21 protein-coding genes are annotated in these 18,776 nt (G+C 61.4%); 13 read left to right on the plus strand and 8 right to left on the minus strand.

Features of this window, described 5'->3' with window-relative positions:
• The 3 genes from KKO72_RS19055 to KKO72_RS19065 all read left to right on the plus strand — a co-directional run.
• A partial coding sequence (locus KKO72_RS19055; RefSeq protein ID WP_214942845.1) for a DUF692 domain-containing protein occupies positions 1 to 868 on the plus strand: 868 nt, incomplete at its 5' end.
• The gene (locus tag KKO72_RS19060) at positions 865 to 1,668 is read left to right on the plus strand and encodes a DUF2063 domain-containing protein (protein WP_214942848.1); all 804 of its coding nucleotides are present in this window, start codon (positions 865 to 867) and stop codon (positions 1,666 to 1,668) included. The genes KKO72_RS19055 and KKO72_RS19060, both read left to right, overlap by 4 nt.
• Positions 1,634 to 2,149 carry a DoxX family protein gene (locus tag KKO72_RS19065; RefSeq protein WP_214942852.1) on the plus strand — a complete coding sequence of 172 codons (516 nt, stop codon included), beginning with the start codon at positions 1,634 to 1,636 and terminating at the stop codon, positions 2,147 to 2,149. Before KKO72_RS19060 ends, KKO72_RS19065 begins: the two co-directional genes overlap by 35 nt.
• Before the next feature lie 63 nt (positions 2,150 to 2,212).
• On the opposite strand, the gene KKO72_RS19070 is transcribed toward KKO72_RS19065, so the two are convergent.
• From KKO72_RS19070 to KKO72_RS21205, 3 genes are read right to left on the minus strand one after another with little or no spacing between them, the layout of a single operon-like run.
• Entirely contained in the window at positions 2,213 to 2,419 is a 207-nt protein-coding gene (locus tag KKO72_RS19070) for a hypothetical protein (RefSeq protein ID WP_251140786.1), read from the minus strand.
• Positions 2,416 to 3,042 (minus strand): RNA polymerase factor sigma-70, encoded by a 627-nt coding sequence (locus KKO72_RS19075; RefSeq protein WP_214942932.1) that lies wholly within the window; start codon positions 3,040 to 3,042, stop codon positions 2,416 to 2,418. The genes KKO72_RS19070 and KKO72_RS19075 overlap by 4 nt, the downstream gene beginning before the upstream one ends.
• A complete protein-coding gene (locus KKO72_RS21205) occupies positions 3,042 to 3,173 on the minus strand; it encodes a hypothetical protein (RefSeq protein WP_256445121.1) in 132 nt (43 codons plus the stop codon). The genes KKO72_RS19075 and KKO72_RS21205 overlap by 1 nt, the downstream gene beginning before the upstream one ends.
• 467 nt (positions 3,174 to 3,640) lie before the next feature.
• On the opposite strand from KKO72_RS21205, the gene KKO72_RS19080 reads away from it, so the two are divergent.
• From KKO72_RS19080 to KKO72_RS19105, 6 genes are all read left to right on the plus strand, one after another.
• Positions 3,641 to 4,645: a hypothetical protein gene (locus KKO72_RS19080; RefSeq protein WP_251140787.1), complete on the plus strand. Its 1,005-nt coding sequence runs from the start codon at positions 3,641 to 3,643 to the stop codon at positions 4,643 to 4,645.
• Between the two features lie 147 nt (positions 4,646 to 4,792).
• Complete coding sequence (locus tag KKO72_RS19085; protein WP_214942855.1) at positions 4,793 to 5,275, plus strand: hemerythrin domain-containing protein; 483 nt, start codon at positions 4,793 to 4,795, stop codon at positions 5,273 to 5,275.
• A 55-nt stretch (positions 5,276 to 5,330) separates the two neighbouring features.
• Entirely contained in the window at positions 5,331 to 6,623 is a 1,293-nt protein-coding gene (locus tag KKO72_RS19090; protein WP_371736911.1) for a phosphatidylserine/phosphatidylglycerophosphate/cardiolipin synthase family protein, read from the plus strand.
• A gap of 177 nt (positions 6,624 to 6,800) precedes the next feature.
• Complete coding sequence (locus tag KKO72_RS19095) at positions 6,801 to 7,016, plus strand: hypothetical protein (protein ID WP_214942861.1); 216 nt, start codon at positions 6,801 to 6,803, stop codon at positions 7,014 to 7,016.
• The gene (locus KKO72_RS19100) at positions 7,013 to 7,294 is read left to right on the plus strand and encodes a hypothetical protein (protein ID WP_214942864.1); all 282 of its coding nucleotides are present in this window, start codon (positions 7,013 to 7,015) and stop codon (positions 7,292 to 7,294) included. Before KKO72_RS19095 ends, KKO72_RS19100 begins: the two co-directional genes overlap by 4 nt.
• A gap of 56 nt (positions 7,295 to 7,350) precedes the next feature.
• Positions 7,351 to 9,672, plus strand: a complete 2,322-nt coding sequence (locus KKO72_RS19105; protein WP_214942867.1) for a catalase — start codon at positions 7,351 to 7,353, stop codon at positions 9,670 to 9,672.
• A 60-nt stretch (positions 9,673 to 9,732) separates the two neighbouring features.
• Here the strand turns inward: KKO72_RS19105 and KKO72_RS19110 are convergent, their stop codons facing one another.
• On the minus strand, positions 9,733 to 10,359 hold the full coding sequence (locus KKO72_RS19110) for an alternative oxidase (protein WP_214942870.1): 627 nt from the start codon (positions 10,357 to 10,359) through the stop codon (positions 9,733 to 9,735).
• A 34-nt stretch (positions 10,360 to 10,393) separates the two neighbouring features.
• A complete protein-coding gene (locus KKO72_RS19115; protein ID WP_214942873.1) occupies positions 10,394 to 10,609 on the minus strand; it encodes a hypothetical protein in 216 nt (71 codons plus the stop codon).
• Positions 10,610 to 10,640: 31 nt separating this feature from the next.
• Here KKO72_RS19115 and KKO72_RS19120 point away from each other — a divergent pair, with 31 nt between their 5' ends.
• The 3 genes from KKO72_RS19120 to KKO72_RS19130 all read left to right on the plus strand — a co-directional run bounded on the left by KKO72_RS19120 (position 10,641) and on the right by KKO72_RS19130 (position 12,078).
• Complete coding sequence (locus KKO72_RS19120) at positions 10,641 to 10,961, plus strand: hypothetical protein (RefSeq protein WP_214942875.1); 321 nt, start codon at positions 10,641 to 10,643, stop codon at positions 10,959 to 10,961.
• Positions 10,962 to 11,114: 153 nt separating this feature from the next.
• The gene (locus KKO72_RS19125; protein WP_214942878.1) at positions 11,115 to 11,642 is read left to right on the plus strand and encodes a pyridoxamine 5'-phosphate oxidase family protein; all 528 of its coding nucleotides are present in this window, start codon (positions 11,115 to 11,117) and stop codon (positions 11,640 to 11,642) included.
• 28 nt (positions 11,643 to 11,670) lie between these two features.
• Positions 11,671 to 12,078: a DUF2177 family protein gene (locus tag KKO72_RS19130; protein WP_214942881.1), complete on the plus strand. Its 408-nt coding sequence runs from the start codon at positions 11,671 to 11,673 to the stop codon at positions 12,076 to 12,078.
• Between the two features lie 158 nt (positions 12,079 to 12,236).
• Here KKO72_RS19130 and KKO72_RS19135 read toward each other — a convergent pair whose 3' ends face one another.
• A complete protein-coding gene (locus KKO72_RS19135; protein ID WP_214942884.1) occupies positions 12,237 to 13,406 on the minus strand; it encodes a phospholipase in 1,170 nt (389 codons plus the stop codon).
• A gap of 253 nt (positions 13,407 to 13,659) precedes the next feature.
• Between KKO72_RS19135 and KKO72_RS21315 the strand changes: the two genes are divergently transcribed.
• Positions 13,660 to 15,237 carry a methyl-accepting chemotaxis protein gene (locus KKO72_RS21315; protein WP_214942887.1) on the plus strand — a complete coding sequence of 526 codons (1,578 nt, stop codon included), beginning with the start codon at positions 13,660 to 13,662 and terminating at the stop codon, positions 15,235 to 15,237.
• Here the strand turns inward: KKO72_RS21315 and KKO72_RS19145 are convergent.
• Together KKO72_RS19145 and KKO72_RS19150 are read right to left on the minus strand one after the other, a co-directional pair.
• Positions 15,234 to 16,055: an HDOD domain-containing protein gene (locus KKO72_RS19145; RefSeq protein WP_214942890.1), complete on the minus strand. Its 822-nt coding sequence runs from the start codon at positions 16,053 to 16,055 to the stop codon at positions 15,234 to 15,236. The genes KKO72_RS21315 and KKO72_RS19145 overlap by 4 nt on opposite strands.
• Positions 16,056 to 16,061: 6 nt before the next feature.
• Positions 16,062 to 18,503: a Tex family protein gene (locus KKO72_RS19150; protein WP_214942893.1), complete on the minus strand. Its 2,442-nt coding sequence runs from the start codon at positions 18,501 to 18,503 to the stop codon at positions 16,062 to 16,064.
• Positions 18,504 to 18,776 lie beyond the last annotated feature (273 nt).

Here is an 18,776-nt window from a genome sequence, read left to right on the forward strand (position 1 = left end):
CACCCGGGCGGGGGTGGGGCTCAAGCCTGAACACTTTCAGGACGTCTTGAGCACGCAGCCAGACATCGGCTTCTTTGAAATCCATGCCGAAAATTACATGGTGCCCGGGGGGCCGTTTCATCATTACCTCACCTGCATCAGGGAACGTTATGCACTCTCGATCCACGGTGTGGGGCTGTCCATCGGCGCCGATGGGCCGCTGAACCTGGATCATCTGCAAAACCTGAAGCACTTGCTGGACCGTTATCAGCCGCAATCCTTCTCGGAGCATCTGGCCTGGTCAACCCATGGCAGCACCTTCCTGAACGACTTGCTGCCACTGCCCTACACCACCGCCACACTGCAACGGGTGTGCGACCACATTCACCAGGTGCAGTTGTACCTGGGTCGGCGTATGTTGCTGGAGAACCCGGCCACCTACCTTGAATTTGCCTCATCCACCTGGAGCGAAACCGCGTTCTTGTCAGAAGTGATTCGGCGCACCGGCTGCGGGCTGCTGCTGGACGTGAACAACGTGTATGTCAGCAGCGTCAACCACCAGCGTGACGCACAAGCCGTCATCCGCAATTTGCCTTTGGACCAGGTTGGCGAGATCCATCTGGCCGGGTTTGCCGAGTCACAAGACGCCAACGGTGATCTGCTGTTGATTGACAGCCATGGCGCCCCGGTGGCGCAGGCCGTGTGGGACTTGTACAGCTTCACTCTGGCTTTGACCGGCCCGGTGGCCACCCTGCTGGAACGCGACAACCACATCCCTGCTTGGCCGGTGTTGCTGGCCGAGGCCCATCTGGCCGACACCCAGTTGCGCAAAGCGGCGGGCAGATACCAAACCGGCCAATGGCTTGGCCTGGCAGAGGTGAACGCATGAGTACCCAGGCCGACTTCGCAGAAGCCCTGCTCAACCCCGATCTGACTTGCCCGGGTGGCCTGCACAGCTGGAACGGCAGCAACCCGGCGACACGTTTTGCGGTGTACCGCAACAACGTGATGGTGTCTTTGGTCGATGCCCTGGCCGACACCTACCCGGTGGTACAAGCGCTGGTGGGCAAGGAATTTTTCCGCGCCATGGCGCGGGTCTATGCCCAGGCCAGGCCACCGCGCTCCCCCGTTTTGGCCTATTACGGGCAAGACTTTGCCGCGTTCATCGACAGCTTTGCGCCTGCAGCCTGCGTGCCTTACCTGACTGATGTGGCCCGGCTGGAAATGGCCCGGGTGCTCGCTTACCACGCGGCCGATATACCCCCCATAACCCCCCAGACTCTGCAAGAGGTGCTGACCGACCCGCAACAACTGGCCTCGGCACGGCTGGTCCTGCACCCCTCGGCTCAGATCATTGCCTCACCCTTTTCGGTGTTGAGCATTTGGGCAGCACATCAGGACTTACAAACCCCATCAATTTTCGACCCGACCCCAGCGCAGACCGTGCTGGTGTTCAGGCGCGACCTGGCGGTGGACATGCTGGAGCTGTTCAAGGGGACAGCGCATTTTGTCCAGGCCTTGCTCGCGGGAATCACCCTGCTGGCGGCTGCGGACCAGGCAACCCAGTGTGACGCGGCATTTGACCTGACCCAGACCCTGGCGTTGCTGCTGCGCTTGCAGCTCATCACCAACATCACCTACAGAGACCCATGCCATGACAACACTCCCAACGCCACCCGACGTCCATGACAGCGGGGTCTCTGGCCTGACGTGGCGGTTCATCCATTTGGCCGAGTCTTTACCCAACAGCGTGCTGGCGTTTGTCGCGCGTTTTTCCATCGCAGCGGTGTTCTGGAAGTCAGGTCAGACCAAGATCCAGGGTTTTGCGCTGGACATCGTCAACGGCGAACGCATCTGGGGCTGGCCACGCCTGTCAGATTCGGTGGTGGATCTGTTTCGGGATGAATATCAGCTTCCGCTGTTGCCGCCTGAGCTCGCCGCCATGCTGGCGGCAACGGCTGAGCATGTTTTTCCGGTACTGATCCTGCTGGGCTTAGCGACCCGTCTGTCGGCTGTGGCACTGCTGGGCATGACGCTGACCATCCAGCTGTTGGTCTACCCCGATGCCTACCCCACCCATGGCACCTGGGCTGCTGTCTTGTTGTACCTGACGGCGCATGGGCCGGGCCAGCTATCGGTAGATCACTGGATTACCCGGCGCTACCGCTGAAGCGCAGCACCTGCTGCAAGTGACCCCGCCACAGGTCTGATCAACAGCCGCAAGGACGGTTGTCTATTTGGGCGGTTCTGTCGGCGGGGCTTCGTCCTGGCCCTGGGCATAGGCCTTCATAACCTGGCTCAGAAACGGCAGTTGCACACTGAAGTTCTTGCAGCCGGAACACATCATCAGGTGGAACTTCAGGCCCACTTTTTCTGACAGCAACAAGGCACGCTCCTGCGACTCGGACATCAGTTTTGTGGCGTGGAAACAGTTCATCATGTGTGCTCACCCCTCGCAAACCAGTTGTTCTCCAGGCACTCCCGCAGGCGCAGGCGCGCCCGGTGCAACATCACATTGAGATTGGTGGTGGTGATACCCACGGCAGTGCAAATCTCGGCGGTATCCAGTTCAACAAATTCTTTCATCATGAATACCCTTGCATGGTTGCCGGGCAAGCCCTCCAGGCAAATTTCAAAAACCCGCCAGAACTGCTGCTGATGCAGGGCTTCGTGCGGATTGCCCCAATGGGCGGGTCGCTCATCGGCCTGCCAATGCCCTTTCGGGTCAAACAGCTCCGAAAAGTCCTCATGCTCTTGCGGTTCACGCAGCAGGCTGCTGGCATCACCCATGCGCTGTTTGTGTCGCAAGACATCGGCGATCTTGTTGCGCAAAATGGCAAACACCCAGGTTTTTAGCGCGGCCCGACCGGCGAATGCCTTGGCATTTCTCAGAGCACCCACCAGCGCCTCTTGCACAGCATCTTCCGCCGTATGGCTGCTGTTGAGTTGCAGCGTCGCAAACCTCAACATCTGGCGGCGCAAGTCGCTCAAAAAGGCGGTGTCGGACAAGATGGACGTGTCAGGCAGCTCCGGCCCCAGGGCTTCACGCAGTTGCGCCTCCATCACAGACAGACTCTGGACATCAACAGCGCCCCGTCGCCAGCGGAGAAGCCGCCTGCAACGCTGCAGCGGGCAGAGTCATCAGCGGTGGCGTTTTCACGGAAACCGTCGAAGGAGAGGATGGCGAAGTTCATCAGGCCACTTTACCAGCCACAACACACGCAACAACAAAGTTCGGTGGGACAAGCTTGACGGTGCACATTCAGCACCTTGTCTGTTGGATGAATTGTTTCCATTTGTATCGCTTCAACACCTGTCCAGACGCACGGAGCAGGTTGGCTTCAAAAACAAAGCAACGGGCAATCGCCTTGAGATCGGCAACAGAATGGCATCTAGCCCTTATCCAACAAGGGCTGATAGCTATCACTAATGCAGTAAATTGAGCCATTGATTCGCGTGGGACCAGGCGGTTGACCCGCTGAGCTCCCTGTGATTTACACACAACAGGGCACCAGACACATCGGCGCATGAGTCCATACCAAACGTGGACAAACGCACAGATCAACCTGGCGCGCGTCCCTACTATGCCTGTCAACAACCGAGAAGCACGATGTGTTAGATGTCCCAACACCCGACTCGCTTTTCGTCGACAGGAGTACCGATGACACCTGCCTCAACCGCCACCGCAGACGATGTGGCCCACACTCGCAGCCTAAGCCACAGTCTGGTCGACAACACCCGGTCGCTCAACAGCGCTGTCTCCTGGGGTGCCATCGCCGCAGGCGCGGCGGCAGCCGCATCCCTGTCCCTGATCCTGCTGATCCTCGGTGTGGGTCTGGGCTTGTCATCGGTGTCGCCCTGGGCCCGAGATGGTGTCAGCGCCACGACCTTTGGTGTGTCAACCATCGTGTGGCTGACGTTCACACAGTTGTTGGCGTCTGCGATGGGCGGCTACCTTGCCGGTCGCCTGCGCACCAAGTGGACGGGTGTCCACACCGACGAGGTGTATTTCCGCGACACCGCCCACGGCTTTCTGGCCTGGGCCGTGGCGTCCTTGGCCACCGCCGCCTTGTTGACCTCGGTCATCGGATCGATCCTCGGCAGTGGTATGCAGGCGGGCGCCTCCATGGTGGGTGGTGCTGCCAGCAGCGCCAGTGCCGCTGCCTCGGCAGGGATGGTGCCGAACCAGGATACGCAACCGATGGGCTATTTTGTGGACTCGCTGTTCAGACGCCCCGGCGCTGCCGCACCTGAGCTTGTACCCACAGCCCCTGCCACAGGCGCAATCACAGCCACACCCAGCGCAGCGACCATCGGCAGCGATGTGATGGCGCGCAGCTCTGACCAAGACAGCGCCGAGGTCAGCCGGATCTTCATGCAGGCCAGTCTGGCAGAAGTCCTGCCACCCGAAGACATGCGTTACGTGGGCCAACTGGTGGCCCAGCGCACCGGCTTGTCGCAGCAGGACGCTGAAAAGCGGGTGACCCATGTGTATGCAAAGGCGCAGGCCAAGGTCCGTGACGCCGAAGTGGCCGCCCGGGACGCCGCCGACAAAGCACGCAAGGCCTCGGCCTACAGCGCGCTGTGGCTGTTCGTGTCGCTGCTGATCGGCGCCTTTGTCGCCAGCTGGGCCGCCACTTACGGCGGTCGCCAGCGCGACGCCTGACCCACCCTTCAACAATTTGATTTCAGGAGAACACCATGCGTTCACTTTTATTGTTTTTTCTCGGCATCCCCATCCCGATCATCATTTTGATCGCGTTGTTCACGTGACGGCACCCCATTCCTTCCCCTAACCAACCAAGGACACCCTATGACCACCACCAAGAACACCTCCGCCGACAAGGCCAAGTCCGCCCCCAAGGACGCCATTGCCCTGCTCAAAGCCGACCATGAGGCCGTGAGCCAACTGTTTACCGAATACGAGAAAACCCGCTCCAACGCCACCAAGAAGTCACTGGTTGCCGAGATCTGCACCGCGCTCAGCGTACATGCACAGATTGAGGAAGAAATTTTCTATCCGGCGGTGAAAGCGGCTTTGAAAGACAAGCTGCTGGTTCCCGAGGCCACGGTCGAACACGCCGGGGTGAAGGACCTGATCGCACAACTGGAAGGTGTGGAGCCCGACGGCGAGATGTATGACGCCAAAGTGAAGGTGTTGTCGGAATATGTGAAGCACCACGTCAAGGAGGAGCAGACCGAGATGTTTCCAAAGGCCAAGGCGTCTTCTGCTGACATGCTGGAGCTTGGTACACGCATGGCGGCTCGCAAGGAGGAACTGATGGCCATTGAGTAACTGAAGGCACCCAAGGCCAAACCCAGGCGCCAGCGCAGCCCCCCTCCCTGACTGATTGCAACAGATGGGTCACAGGTCCCGATGGGTGCTGATTGCATGTGGTGTCGCCAGCCTCTGCCTGTTTGCCGGGCTGCTGATCTCCAATTTTGTGGGCGGCGAAACCAAGATAGAGCGGCGCATCGAACGTCTCTACGCATTGGATGACCCGCGTTTTATGCACGAACTGGGTGTCTTGCTCGGGCCACCCTTCCTGCCGGGGACAAAGGTTCAAGCGCTGCTCAACGGGGATCAGATCTTTCCACCGATGCTGGCAGCGATACGTGCTGCCCAGGTCTCCATCACGTTTGAAACCTACATCTACTGGTCGGGCGACATTGGCCGCACATTTGCCGCGGCCCTGGCCGAGCGGGCACGCCAGGGTGTGAAAGTGCATGTACTGCTTGACTGGGTGGGCAGCGCCAAGATGGACGACAGCCTGGTAGACGTGATGGCGCAAGCTGGAGTCCAGATCAGGCGCTTTCATCCACCGCACTGGTCACACCTGGGCCGACTGAACAACCGCACCCACCGCAAGTTGCTGGTGATTGACGGGCGTGTTGGCTTCACCGGTGGTGTCGGTGTGGCGTCCCCCTGGACGGGCCACGCACAAGACCCTGCGCACTGGCGTGACACCCACTTTGAAATAAAAGGCCCGGTGGTGGCACAGATGCAGTCGGTCTTCATCGACAACTGGATCAAAGTCACCGGCGATGTCTTGCATGGCCCGGATTATTTTCCTGCGTTGGCGCCTGCAGGCCCTGCGGCGGCGCAGATGTTCAGCAGCTCACCCAGTGGTGGCAGCGAAAGCATGAAGCTGATGTATTTGTTGGCCGTAACGGCGGCATCACGCTCGATTGACCTGTCCGCCGCGTACTTTGTGCCCGACGCGTTGACACAGCAGGCCCTGGTGGCGGCGATGCAGCGCGGCGTCAAGTTACGCATCATCGTGCCGGGTGAACACATCGACAGCGAGACCGTGCGCAAAGCGTCACGCGCCACCTGGGGGCCGCTGCTGGCCGCCGGCGCGGTGATTGCGGAATACCGGCCCACCATGTACCACTGCAAGGTGATGATCGTCGACGGTTTGCTGGTCTCGGTGGGGTCAACCAACTTTGACAACCGCTCTTTCCGGTTGAACGACGAAGCCACGCTGAATGTCATTGACCCGGCCTTTGCAACGCTGCAGACCGCCACCTTTGAGGCCGACCTCGCGAACGCGCAACAGGTGACCCATGCCCAGTGGCTTGCGCGTCCCGTTGATGAGCGTCTGCAAGAAACGCTGGCCACCTTGTTGGACACGCAGTTATGAATCAGGTCTTGAAATACGTCCCTGAGCAAACCAGTCACAGCGACGTTCGGTGCCGCACAGACGCAAACCCTGCCGTCGCCGACCATCTTCATCGTCGTCAACATCTTTCCGTTCGGTACTGCGCGTTCAAGCTCGCAGTAGCGCCCCCAACCCCACACCGCGTTCAGTCGCACCACCATGTACCCAACACAGCTTCCCCAACCTGATCTGCCGGACAACGACGTGCCTGACGAGTTCGAGCCGGGTGCGCCACCCGTCGAGCCCGACGAAGGGCCGGTGCCCGCCTTCATCCCGGACGACCCTGAGCATGAGCGTGTGATCGATCCGGGTGCCAAAAGGGCTGTTTTGGCCCGGCCCACCAATCACCCGCTTGAGGTTGCCAGATGCCGATGAACCCAGCAAACAAGCGCCCGGTCGGGCGCCAGCGGGCTACACCGCCGCGTAACGCCAAAGCACCCCTGTCGGCCCCTGGTCTGGCACTGCCTCATGAACGCGACGAGTCGCCCGACGCCCCGTCCGCCAAGCCCGACCCCAAGATGGTCCAGGCCCAACGTGACCTTGCTGCCGGTCAAGTCGACACCGACATGCATGCCACCCCAGGTCAAAACGCGGCCCTGCGCGAGCGCATGGTTCCTGGCCCTGGCGGCAAGCCACCACCGTCGGGTGGCTGATCCCTGCAGCGAAGACGGCCCATCCGGCTTTTAACGTCCACATCACCAGGTCCCCCATGAAAACCACACCCAAGTCCAAAAATACCGACAAACCACAGCGCCAGGCCCTGCCGATGGCGGAGCAACTGGCCGCCGTGCAAGCCCTGGCGGCGGCCATGCCTTACAACATCAACAAGGCAGATGATTTCGGCCGCGAGAACGCCGTCGCACCGCCACGCGGCGCCAATGTGCCAAGCGACTCGCCCACGGTCTCAGCCAGCACGCTCAGTGAATCCAATGTGTCTTCCAAAGCTGAAGCACTCAACTGTGCCCGCTCAGAGACATCCGGTCAGGTGCTGACCACCAATCAGGGGGTCGCGGTTGGGGACAACCAGAATTCGCTCAAAGCGGGCCTGCGCGGGCCAACCCTGATGGAAGACTTCATCCTGCGCGAGAAAATCACCCACTTTGACCACGAACGCATTCCGGAGCGCATCGTGCATGCACGCGGCTCCGCTGCCCACGGCTATTTTGAAGCTTATGAGCCGATGACCGCGTTCACACGCGCCGCACCGTTCCAGGCCGCAGGCAAGATCACACCGGTGTTTGCACGCTTCTCCACCGTAGCGGGTGAACGGGGTTCCACCGACACGGCACGCGACGTGCGTGGGTTTGCCGTCAAGTTTTATACCGACGAAGGCAACTGGGACCTGGTGGGCAACAACATCCCGGTGTTTTTTATCCAGGACGCGATGAAGTTCCCGGACCTGATCCACGCGGTGAAACCCGAACCACACAACGCCATGCCGCAAGCCGCGTCGGCCCACGACACCTTCTGGGACTTTGCCTCGCTCAGCCCGGAGACCACCCACACCTTGATGTGGGTGATGTCTGACCGCGGCATTCCGCGCAGCCTGCGCATGATGCAGGGTTTTGGTGTGCATACCTTCCGGTTGGTCAATGCAGCAGGTGAGTCACACTTTGTCAAGTTCCATTGGAAACCCAAGCTGGGCACCCATTCGCTGGTGTGGGACGAAGCCGTCAAGATATCGGGCGCTGATTCAGACTTCCACCGCCGCGATCTGTGGGACGCCATCGAGTCGGGTGAGTACCCGGAGTGGGAGATGGGCCTGCAAATCTTCACCGAGGCCCAGGCCGAGAGCTTCAGCTTCGATGTGCTTGATGCCACCAAGCTGATCCCTGAGGAGCTGGTACCGGTGACACCGGTGGGCCGCATGGTGCTCAACCGCAACCCGGACAACTTCTTTGCCGAAACCGAGCAGGTGGCCTTTTGCACCGCCCACGTGATTCCCGGCATCGACTTCAGCAACGACCCCTTGCTGGCGGGACGCATCCACTCCTACCTGGACACCCAGATCACCCGCCTGGGTGGGGCCAACTTCCACGAGCTTCCGATCAACGCGCCGCTGGCACCCGTGGCCAATAACCAGCGCGACGGATTACACCGCCAGACCATCCCGCGTGGCCGTGTCGCGTACGAACCCAATTCGCTGGGGGGTGGTTGCCCGTTCCAGGCCGGCGCGGCAGGCTTTGTGTCGTTCCCGCAACCAGTGGACGAGGGGCAAGGCGACAAGTTACGTGGCAAGCCCGAGAAATTTGCAGACCACTACACCCAGGCCACCTTGTTTTATGAGAGCCAGACGGCGCAAGAGAAAGCACATATCGCGGGCGGCTTTCGCTTCGAGTTGAGCAAACTCACGGTGCCTGCCATCCGCGAGCGCATGGTGTCGTCGCTGGTCAACGTCTCACCCGAACTCGCCGCCACCGTCGCCGCTGGCTTGGGTATCGCCGTGCCGGACGCGATGCCAAAAGCGCTGGTTGATCCAGCATCGCCCGAGGTAAGCATTTCGCCAGCGCTGTCGCTCACTGCTTTGCCAGGTGATGGGGGGGTTCGCACCCGCAAAGTGGCGATTCTGCTGGCCGATGGGGTCGCTGGACCGTCGGTCGCGGTCGTGCTTGACGCTTTGCAGGCGGCAGGTGCCGAGGTGCATCTCATCGCGGCCCGGCTGGGACGGGTGACGACCGAGAACAACAGCACGCTGGAGGCCAGCGCAACGTTTGAGAACGCCCCCCCGGTTTTATTTGATGGCCTGGTGTTGCCTGACGGTGCCGACGGTCTGGCAGCTCTGGGGGACTATGTTGAGGTGATGGACTTCATCTCAAACCAGTACCGTCATGGCAAGACCATTCTGGCGCTGGGGGCCGCCAGCACCCTGATTGAACGCGCTGGCATCTCAGCCACCCTGGCCAGCGGCGACGCAGACCCGGGCATCGTGATGCCACTCAAAGTCAAAGCGGACCAGGCAGTGGTCGACTTCATCACCGCGCTGGGCAGACACCGCCATCCTGAGCGTGAGGCTGGTAGACCCACGCACTGAGTCAGGCAGGGCGCGTCACACCCAGCGCCCTGGTACACACGCCGCGCTAGGGCTGGCTGTTCAGTCCTGGGCGTGGGCCAGTTCGTCGGAAAACTGGTGGTTCACATCGCGGTGGTGTGCTTCATCCGCCCGGATCAACACAATCACCTCGCGCAGCAAGGTGCCGGATGCCAGCTTCCAGTAATCCAGGGCAACTTGGGGCGCTGGCACATTCGGGTAGCTGCCGTTGTCGACCCCTGCCAGGTACTCGGTGTAGCTGTAAACCGCCTCTTCCTCCAGATAACCCACGATGCGGTGCGCCGTTCTGGGTGAAAACACATACAACAAAAAGAACAAGTTGTAGAACACACCCTGCACCCCTACCACCAACAGCCGCTCCAAACGCGAGGGTTTGGCAATCTCGATAAACGTCATCAGGTGCATGCGTTCGTTTTCTGCCTCATCCAGCAGCACGCGGATCCAACCCCGGTCACTTTCCATCCGGCGCAGCGCCCGCAAATGTTGCAAAGCGCCAGCCACCATGCCCGGCACAGCCGCCACAGTTTCCAACACCACCGCCCGGTTGCCATAACGTTTTGCGAAAAATGCGTCCGCAAAAAACCGCATGAACTTGACCAAACGGTAGGCGAATCGATCACGAAAACCCTGGGGTGGGTGGTGGTGAACTGGTTCCTTGTCCTTTGTCATGTAGGAGGCGCCTCGCTGTGTTGTGTGGGATGGCTCATCTTCGACGGCGCCGCTGCCGTACGCCATTGCACTCGGCCATGGCAGGTCGACTTGGCTTGGCGTTCAAAGGCCAGCGTGTGTGGCGCAAGAAAGCCACCCCATTCGGGTTGTGATTACGCCGCTCACGGCCGGTGCTGTCGGTCTGCCAGCCAACATACACCCCGGCAGCGCTTTGTTCGTTGCCGTACTGACCAGGTGTGGCTGAAGCCATACAGTGAGTCATCCCAAGACCAGGTCACACCATGAACTGCACTACTACCTCAGACGGCACAGAGCCTTTGGTCAGCCCGCAGACCCTTCACCGTGAGGCGATGGCTCAGCTCCAAAAATCACTCAAACACCATCGACAAGCGGCGGCGTTTCACGAGTCCGGCGACACCCAACAAGCCGCAGCCCATGGCACGATGGCCTTTGATCGCGCGGCACACGCGGTGGAAATCAGCGGCCGGGCGATGTTTGTCCCAACGACGCCATTTCGACCCCGGCAAAAACCCAAAACTCTGAGTTGGGAGAGTCTGCTGTCTGCCTTCTCGCAGTGGCGGCGCGGCGCTCGGTCAGCCTAGTACTGCACCACTGCCCGTTTTGTGATGCGTTCGTAAACGCACAGACCGGTGACGCACTGGCGCCTACATTGAACAGTCCTACCGCCTATTTACTTGACTACACCTCGCAACCTGAGGTTGTGACAACGTCACTTTCACGCCACAAAAACAACCATGAAAACAGAAACCCAGACCAGCGCCGATCTCTCCCACGTTGCTCAGATGATTGAGGGCACCCACATTGCGATGTTGACCACGATCGAGTCCGACGGCACGTTGGCGAGCCGTCCAATGGCGCCCCTGGAAATGGACGCCACGGGCGCGATCTGGTTCTTCACTGACCGGCGATCCTCCACACTTGAACACCTCACCGTTGCCAACCTGACGTTCACCGATGTGGCGCGTGGGACCTACGTGTCGCTGTCTGGCCGGGGGGAAATCGACAAGGACCAGGCGCGCATCAACAGCCTGTGGACCCCCATGGCCAAACCCTGGTTTCCAGAAGGCCCGACATCACCCACGCTGGCCTTGCTGAAGTTTGTGCCCAACGTCGCCGACTATTGGGATGCCTCCAACAGCCGGATGGTCAGGGCTTTCAGCCTGATAGCGTCAGCGGTCACAGGCAAACCCCTCGCCATGGGCGAACACGGTTCACACACCGGGCTGTCACCTGTGACAGGTGCCCAGGGAGAAACCGCATGAAGACACTTATCACGTCGGGCGTGGTGCGATGAACAAGTATGTTGCTGGCTACGTCGCTGTGGCAGCGGCGATGCTGTTGTTGGACATGGTATGGCTGGGTGTGGTTGCCAAACCGATGTACCAGGAGGCCATCGGCCACCTGATGGCTGACAAGCCCCGCGTCGCTGCGGCAGCGGTGTTTTATGTGGTTTATGCCCTGGGCCTGGTGGTTTTTGTGCTGATGCCCCATGTGAATGCCCCCCAATGGGGCCGCACGCTGTTTTTTGGAGCCCTGTTCGGCTTCGTGACTTACGCCACCTATGACCTAAGCAACCTCGCCACACTCAAGAACTGGCCGGTGAAACTGACGTTGATCGACATGTGCTGGGGTTCGGTGCTCAGCGCTGTGTCGGCTGGTGCTGGCAAGGCCGCGATGAACTGGGCAGCGCGGCCTTGACGGTTGCATGGGTAAACGAGCTGTGTGCCCTGCCCGAACTTCCGCGGGCTTGGCCAACTCAATACCCATCTCCTGGGTGACTATCTGTGTTGATGGCCTATTCGGTGGCGCAGATACGGGACGCAGCCCCAACGCCCCAGCTGCTCTGCTGCACGCCCTCACAACACCCGCACCACCCCCATGTCCAGGCGGTCCAGCCACTGCGCGAACTCGTCAGCCAGCTGCTGACTGGCTGACACGGCGGCGGTCCAGACCTTGATGCGGCCTGACAGATCGGCACCGTAGTGGGTGAAGTCGGTGCGGTCAGGCAGTTTGCCATTGGGCAGCGTTTTGACCCACTCGGGGTTGGGCGCCAGCAGCAGCAGGTTATCCAGAAACGGTGTGGCGCGGTGGCGCCAGCGCAGGTGTTTGTCCAGCCAGCCCGGCACCACGCTGCGCTGGAAATGGGGGTACAACACCAGTGCTGCCCCGTTTTGTGGGTCTTTTTGGCCTGTAGCCCTTGTATCACCTGGGCAGATAGCTATTTTTTGTGCAGCGCCTAGCGCTGCCGCCCAGTTCAGGTGCAGGTGGTAGTCGGTCACACCACCGTCCCAATACGCGCCGCTGGGGGCACCCGTAATATCGTGCACCGCCTGCAGCACAAACGGGATCGAACAACTGGCCTGCATCGCAGGCAAGAAGTTGGCCTCGGTCAAGCCCACCTGATGTGTCGGGTAGTCGCTCGCGTCAAACGGCAAGCTGGCCAGCTGATGGGGTGCACCCGGCAGCGGGCTGGAGAACACCACGCGCTGCAGCCACAGGCCCAGCGCCCGCCGCGCCAGCAGGTTGCTGGCAAAGGCCGCGCCATAACCGATGGCGGTGGACCAGCCCGCCTCGCGCTTGAGCAGGCCACGCCCATGCGCTGTGAGCAGATGCAGCCGGTAACGCGGGTGCTGCAGCAGCTCAGTGATGCGCCCGCCGTAAAAGGCCTGCAGGTTCTGGCCAAACAGCGCACTGACCCGTGCCGCGGCGGGCCGTTTTTCACCGGGTAACAACGCGTAGTTCTGGTGGATGTAGTCGTGCTCAAGTCGTTGGAGTGCAGCCACCGGCTCGTTCAGGCAGGCGGTGGCCATGCGCCAGGCGCCTATCGAGCCCCCCACCAGCGCCACCGACTGCTTGGATTGCGGCAACCAGTCGCCAAAAATGAACTGGTCCAGCGGCCCCAGGATCAGGCCCTTGGGGCCACCCGCTGCGGCTGGTATCGCGGCAATGTCGTGGCTGTGCAGGCCGTGGTGGCGCAGGTGCGCCAGCGCGCGCGGGCCAGCGTAGATGTGCAGGGCATTTTTCATGGACAACGTGGGTAAAGAGAGGGCTAGATTCGGTGATTGTCCAGCCACAGCCCGGCAAATGCCGCACACACCACCCTGATGGCTGTCTGATGGCGACACATCGGCCACAGCGGCGTGTTTTGGACTATCGCCAAAACGCCACACCGGCTAACATGGCCCGTCCATCTTTGACTGTTGCCCCAGGCGCGCTGGCCAACCCCGTGGCGTGTGACAGTTCCCCCCGGTGTGATCCATCCTTGAACAGGTGTTGCCCATGAAGATGCGTATCCGAATCCCCCTGACTTTTGCCATTGGTGCGGTGCTGATCCTCAGCGCGGGGCTGTTGGGCATTGTGATGCTCAACGGCGCAGTGGCCAAGTTTGAGAACAATGTGCTGCAGCATGTGGCAGGCAGCAAAAAGGGCGCCGAAGTGGCCTCCAACTTTGCGGTGGCCATCCAGGAATGGAAAAACGTGCTGCTGCGTGGCAAGGACCCGGCCAATCTGGACAAATACTGGGCAGCACATCAAAAAGCCATGGGTCAGGTCAACAACAACCTCCAAACCCTGACGGAACTGGTGGCGGACGACCCGGCGGCCAAAACCCTGGTGAACCAGTTACAGACCGAGATGGCCAGCGCGCAGGCGGGTTACCAGAAAGCCTTTGTCGCATTCGAGGCGGCCGGCCATGAATCCGGCGCCGGAGACAGCGCCGCCAAAGGGGTGGACCGTGCCGCCGCCGCCACTCTGGGCAAGGTACTGGCCACGCTGAGTGCGGCAGAGGCCGCAGAAACACAGCAGGCCCACGACCACGCCCAACAGGCCACCTGGGTGTCGACCAGCGTGATGCTGCTGGTGGCCCTGCTGTCGGTGCTGGCCGTGACCTGGATGACCTGGAAACAGACCATCGCGCCCCTGAGCTCGGCCTCCGGCCTGGCCAGCCGGGTGGCTGCGGGCGACCTCACCAGCACCGCCACCGCCGTGGTGGCCGATGAGGTGGGCGAGTTGATCGACGCCATGCACAGCATGCAAAACAACTTGGTGCAGGTGGTCAGCCGGGTGCGCCAGGGTGCCGAGGCGGTCGCTGCCGCCAGCACCGAAATCGCCCAGGGCAACCTGGACCTGTCGGCACGCACCGAGTCACAAGCCAGTGCGCTGGAGCAAACCTCGGCCAGCATGGAAGAGCTCAACGGGCGCGTCAAACAGAATGCCGACAGCGCCCAGCAGGCCAACCAGCTCGCGCTGAATGCCAGCCAGGTCGCGCAACAAGGTGGCGTGGTGGTGAGTCAGGTGGTGGACACCATGCGTGGCATCAACGAGGCCTCGCGCAAGATCAGCGACATCATTTCCGTGATCGACGGCATTGCCTTTCAAACCAACATCCTGGCCTTGAACGCCGCAGTGGAAGCCGCGCGTGCGGGTGAGCAGGGGCGTGGTTTTGCGGTGGTGGCCTCAGAGGTGCGCTTGCTGGCCGGGCGCAGTGCCGAGGCCGCGCGCGAGATCAAGACCCTGATCCAGGCCAGCGTCACACGCATCGACCAGGGCAACGCCCTGGTCGACCAGGCGGGCAGCACCATGCAGGAGGTGGTGCAGTCGGTGCAGCGCGTGACCAACATCATGAGCGAGATCAGCGCCGCCAGCCAGGAGCAAAGCCACGGGGTGACCCAGATTGGTGAAGCCGTGATGCAGATGGACCAGGTCACCCAGCAAAACGCCGCGTTGGTCGAAGAAATGACCGCTGCAGCCAGCAGCCTGAAGGTTCAGGCGCACGGTCTGGTGCAGACGGTGGCGATGTTCAAGCTGCAAACACAGGGTGCGGCAGCGGCACTGCCGCAGCTCGCCCACCAAGCTTAAATCAGCGGGCGTCCGGGCTCCTGCAACGACCAGTCGATCGGGTCCTGCTGCAGCACCAGGTCGATGTCGAGCCCCATCACCTCAGCCACCAGCGAGGGAAAACTCACCGTCATCGCGTTTTCGCTCAAACGCACTTGCCTTGCGCGGGCGCGCCAGATCGCCAGGTGTACCACACCGGCCATGGGTTCGTGGGGCTCATGGTCGAACGGCGCATGGGCAAACAGCAGCGCGTCATGGATCAAGGTCGGCAGATGCCACTGGCGCGCCAGCCAGGCACTGACCTCGGTGTAACAGAAGCCAAACACGCGGCGCTCCACCCGGCTGCGTTTGAGGCCCAGCGGGCGGGAGCGGGCATCCAATGCCACCACCTGGCTCATGCCGGAGCGCATCGCGAGTTCACCCACCGCATGGATCAGCCCGCAGGTGAACGCCGCCTGCTGGTTGAGCCGCAACAACCCGGCCAGCGAACGCGCCACCTTGGCGCAGTCCAGGCTGTAGGCCCAGAACTGGGTGATGTCAAAGCTGGGACTGTTGGGGTAGCCCGGCACGGCGGCCGCCGATGCCACCATGGCCTGCACCTGGCCCAGGCGCAGCACGGCCAGCGCCTCACTCACACCGTGGATCTGGCCGGTCAGCCCGAAGTAGTTGGCATTGGCCGCTTGCAACAGGCGCATGGCCAGCGCCGGGTCGGAGCTCACCAGCTGGTCAATACGCCGCAAATCCGGCTCGGGCCGGGCCAACTCCACCAGCAGCAGCGCCACCGCCCGGGGCCTGCTGGGCATGACAAAGCGTGACGACAACAGGGCGGTGGGCTCCATGGGGTGTCAGTTTCCCAAGCCTTTGAGTTTGGCAAATGCGGATGACATAGCCGTGGATTGTGGCGCATGTGCCGCCGCGCCCACACCACGCCCACGCTGCTGCGCACTGGCACCCTGAAAGCGGTTGTCACCGGCGCCGCCGCTGCGTGCGGGTGGCGTGCCGAGCTTCATGGTCAGAGCGATGCGTTTGCGCGCCACATCGACCTCGACCACCTGCACCTTGACGATGTCACCGGTCTTGACCACCTCGCGTGCGTCATTGACAAATTTGTGCGCGAGCTGGCTCACATGCACCAGGCCGTCCTGGTGCACACCCAGGTCCACAAACGCGCCAAACGCGGCCACATTGCTGACCGTGCCCTCCAGAATCATGCCCTCTTTCAGGTCGCGGATGTCTTCCACACCGTCGTTAAAACGCGCCACCTTGAAATCTGGCCGTGGATCGCGGCCCGGTTTTTCGAGTTCCGCCAGGATGTCCTTGACGGTGATGACCCCAAACCGCTCGTTGGCAAACAACTCGGGGCGCAAGGTTTTGAGCATCTCGGCACGGCCCATCAGCTCAGACACCGGCTTGCCGGTTTTGGCCAAGATTTGCTCCACCACCGGGTAGGTTTCGGGATGTACCCCGGTCATGTCCAGCGGGTTGCTGCCACCACGGATGCGTAAAAAACCGGCGCTTTGCTCAAACGCCTTGGGGCCCAGGCCGGTGACCTTGAGCAGATCCTGGCGGCTGGCAAAAGCACCATTGGCCTCGCGCCAGCGCACCACCGCCTTGGCCACACCGGCACTCAGGCCCGAGACGCGGCTCAAGAGCGGCACACTGGCCATGTTCAGGTCGACACCCACCGAGTTGACACAGTCCTCCACCACGGCTTCCAGGGTTTTGGCGAGTTCACTCTGGTTCACGTCGTGCTGGTACTGCCCCACACCGATGGATTTGGGGTCGATCTTGACCAGCTCGGCCAACGGGTCCTGCAGACGCCGGGCGATGCTGGCAGCACCCCGCAGGCTCACATCCACATCGGGCATCTCTTGCGAAGCAAATTCGCTGGCCGAGTAGACAGAGGCACCGGCCTCAGACACAACTACTTTTTCAATAGCTACCTGCCCTTGTCCATTCTGGGCTGCAGGCGATTTAGCCATCAATTTGATGAGGTCGGCTGCCAATTTGTCGGTCTCGCGGCTGGCGGTGCCGTTGCCGATCGCAATCAGGTTAACGCCGTGTTTCTCACACAGCTTGGCCAGGGTGTGCAAGGAGCCATCCCAATCCTTGCGGGGTTCGTGCGGGTACACCGTGCTGGTGTCAACCAGCTTGCCGGTGGCATCCACCACCGCCACCTTGACCCCGGTACGGATGCCGGGGTCCAGCCCCAGCACCACACGTGGGCCCGCCGGTGCGGCCAGAAGCAGGTCGCGCAGATTGTCGGCAAAGACCTTGATCGCCACCGCTTCCGAGGCTTCGCGCAGCTTGGCGAACAGGTCTCGCTCGGTGGACAGGCTGAGTTTGACGCGCCAGGTCCAGGCCACACATTTGCGGATCAGATCGTCCGCCGCGCGATTTTTGTGGCTCCAGCCCAGTTTGAGCGCGATGCGGCCTTCAGCCAGCGAGACCACCTGGCTTGCTCTTTTTTTTGTAACTACAGGCCCTTTATCAATGAGGGCTAAAGGCTGATTTGATGCTTGACCACTGGCTACTGGCGGTTCGGGCAACACCAGCGTGGTCTCCAGAATCTCCAGGCTGCGGCCACGGAACACCGCCAACGCGCGGTGCGATGGCACGCGGGCAATCGGCTCGTCGTAGTCAAAATAATCACGGAACTTGGCCACCTCAGGGTCGGACTCGTTTTTGCCAGCCATCAGGCTGCTTTTGAACAGGCCCTGATCCCACAACCAGCCGCGCAGGTCTTGCACCAGCGCGGCGTCTTCGGCCCAGCGCTCACTCAGGATGTCGCGCACGCCATCGAGCACCGCTTGCACCGTGGTGAAGTCGTCACCGGCTTCGGTTTTCTCGGATTTCACGTAGGCTTGCGCCTGAGCCGCCGGGTCCAGACTCGGATCGGCAAACAGCGCATCGGCCAGCGGCTCGATACCGGCCTCACGGGCGATCTGGCCCTTGGTGCGGCGTTTTTGTTTGAACGGCAGGTACAGGTCTTCGAGCTCCTGCTTGGTGGGTGCGGCCAGCAGTGCGGCCAGCAACGCCGGAGTCATCTTGCCCTGCTCGTCGATGCTCTTGATCACCGCAGCGCGGCGGTCGCGCAGGTCGCGCAAATAACTCAGGCGGGCTTCCAGTTCACGCAGCTGGATGTCGTCCAGGCCGCCGGTGACTTCCTTGCGGTAGCGGGCAACAAAGGGAACGGTGGCGCCACCGTCGAGCAACTCCACCGCAGCCGCCACCTGGCGTTCCTGCACCCGTATTTCTTGCGCCAGTTGCGCGATGATTTTCTGCATAACTTAACAACCAGCCGACCTGGTGAGCGGCCCCAAAACAAACAGGTGCGGGAGTGTGCCACAAGGGACAAGGCCGCGTCGCTTAAGAGCAACACCTGAATTCAGGCACGCTGTTTGCTGCAATCCTTGGGCAAGCGACGGCTAGCACCAGCAACTGGGCGGTGTTCCATGTTTTGATAGCATCTCATACAGAAAGGATTTAGGGTTACACATGATCTATCTCAATATATCTGCTATACAAATTGCATCTAAGTGGTAAAAATTCACCCCTTG

Origin of the sequence: Rhodoferax sp. U11-2br (assembly GCF_018619435.1) — a bacterium.
Taxonomy (GTDB): Bacteria; Pseudomonadota; Gammaproteobacteria; order Burkholderiales; family Burkholderiaceae_C; genus Rhodoferax.